General features: G+C 40.7%; 1 protein-coding gene. It reads right to left on the minus strand.

Going from position 1 to position 1,719, the window contains the following annotated elements; all coding sequences use genetic code 11:
* Positions 1–68: 68 nt before the first annotated feature.
* Positions 69–1,595 carry an IS1182 family transposase gene (locus SSIN_RS08525; protein WP_037617928.1) on the minus strand — a complete coding sequence of 509 codons (1,527 nt, stop codon included), beginning with the start codon at positions 1,593–1,595 and terminating at the stop codon, positions 69–71.
* Positions 1,596–1,719 lie beyond the last annotated feature (124 nt).

Raw genomic sequence — 1,719 nt, forward strand, 5'->3', positions numbered from 1 at the left:
AGAGTCTGAGACAAAATAGTTCTCAGCCACAAAAAAGCTAGAGATTCCCAATTGCGGAACTCTAGCTTTTAATTTTGACTCCTTCTCTTATTGTATTTAAGGAGATTATTGGCCATGAGCACTAAACCCATGTCAATTTTCACCTGACGCTTGCCTCTTAGGTTACATCTCTTGTAACCCAAATAAGCCTTTATCTGCCCAAAGACAGGTTCCACATCAATCTTACGTTGATCGAAAATCTGTCTACCTTCGGGAGATAAAAGCGCCTGACATTCTTTAGCTTTTAAGTGTTGATAGCGTTCGTTGATATATAGTCCCTTCTGAGGGGCTATTTCAGGTTCATCAGCGTAGTAAACCTTGATTTCCTGTTGAAAGTCCGCCTGTGTTTTCTGATGTTTGATATGATGAAAACGATAGCACCAGCCATCAGGATGTGTGTAGCTATCCTCCTTGTCATCATAGTGCCAATTCGCTAAATTTCTAGCCGACTGTTTATACCTTTTCTTCTGTTCCTTATCAAACATGGCATATTTAATCAGATGCTTCACCTCATTTTCATCTAAACGAAGGAGGTTCTCTTCACTTCCATATCCGGCATCTGCGACAACTGTCTTTACGTCATGTGGATAAGTTTCAAGTAAGGGCAGGAGAGTCTTGGTATCTGTCGGATTTGAGAAGATATCATAGTGAAGAACAAATTGGTTTTCAGTAGCGATTTGAAGATTATAACCAGCTTTGAGCTGACCATTCTTCATGTGGTCTTCTTTCATCCGCATAAAAGTGGCATCTGGATCTGTTTTAGAAAAGCTGTTACGCCCGTCAAATGTCTCTTGATAGCTCTCATATTTTTTAGCGCATACTGAAAAATCCTCCTTGACTTTACGCAGGACTTTCTTGAGTTTACGACGTTGAGTTTTACGTTCATCCTTTCCTTTAACGGGTGTCTCCTCAATGTCTTGGCTCAGTTTTGCCAATTCTTCTTCAAGGACTTGAGCAAACTCGGTCAACTGTTCTGAGGTAATCGATTCTTTTTCATCCAGCGCAATCGCCTGATGGATAAGGGGTGTGATTTCTTCTTGGAAATAGACCTGTATCTGTTCTTGAAGTTTGACGGAAAACTTGTCTGTGGCCTTTTTCCACACGAAACTATACTTGTTAGCGTTGGCTTCAATCTTAGTCCCGTCAATAAACAGACAATCTAAGGTCACTAACTCTTCTAATTTCAAACGAAGATTGAGGTCGATGAAAAGATCACGAATGAGTTCTTCCATCCCTTCAGCGACTCGAAAGCGATTGATGGTGCGGTAACTGACAAGCAACTGTCCTGTTAAGTACTGCATGGCGATATTTTCAATCATCATTTTTTCGATTTTTCGTCCAGAGAAAATCCCTTGTGAATAGGCAAATAGCAGAGCAGCTAAAAGCATTTTAGGGTGATAAGACGGGCGACCAAAGGCATGATAGAAGGCGTGGAAGTGATGATCCTCCAAGGCATTCACCACTTTTTCAATAGTAAAGACGAGATGGTCTTGTGGTAAAATGCAAGCAAGCTCTAGTGGTAAAGTCGTTTGATTTGTGTTATAGTGAATGTGCATGGGATAGCCTTTCTAAATGGTTTATTGGACAATTCTATTTTACCAAGACTATCGCAACCATGCAAAAAGCAACGGCAAATCCGTTGCTTTTTTTGTAGCAAAGGGACTATTGTCCCAGACTCTT

Origin of the sequence: Streptococcus sinensis, assembly GCF_000767835.1 — a bacterium.
GTDB lineage: Bacteria > Bacillota > Bacilli > Lactobacillales > Streptococcaceae > Streptococcus > Streptococcus sinensis.

Bases quoted from the DNA above. Each gene is read 5' to 3' on its own strand.
- SSIN_RS08525 (WP_037617928.1), bottom strand. From the start codon at position 1,595: ATGCACATTCACTATAACACAAATCAAACGACTTTACCACTAGAGCTT.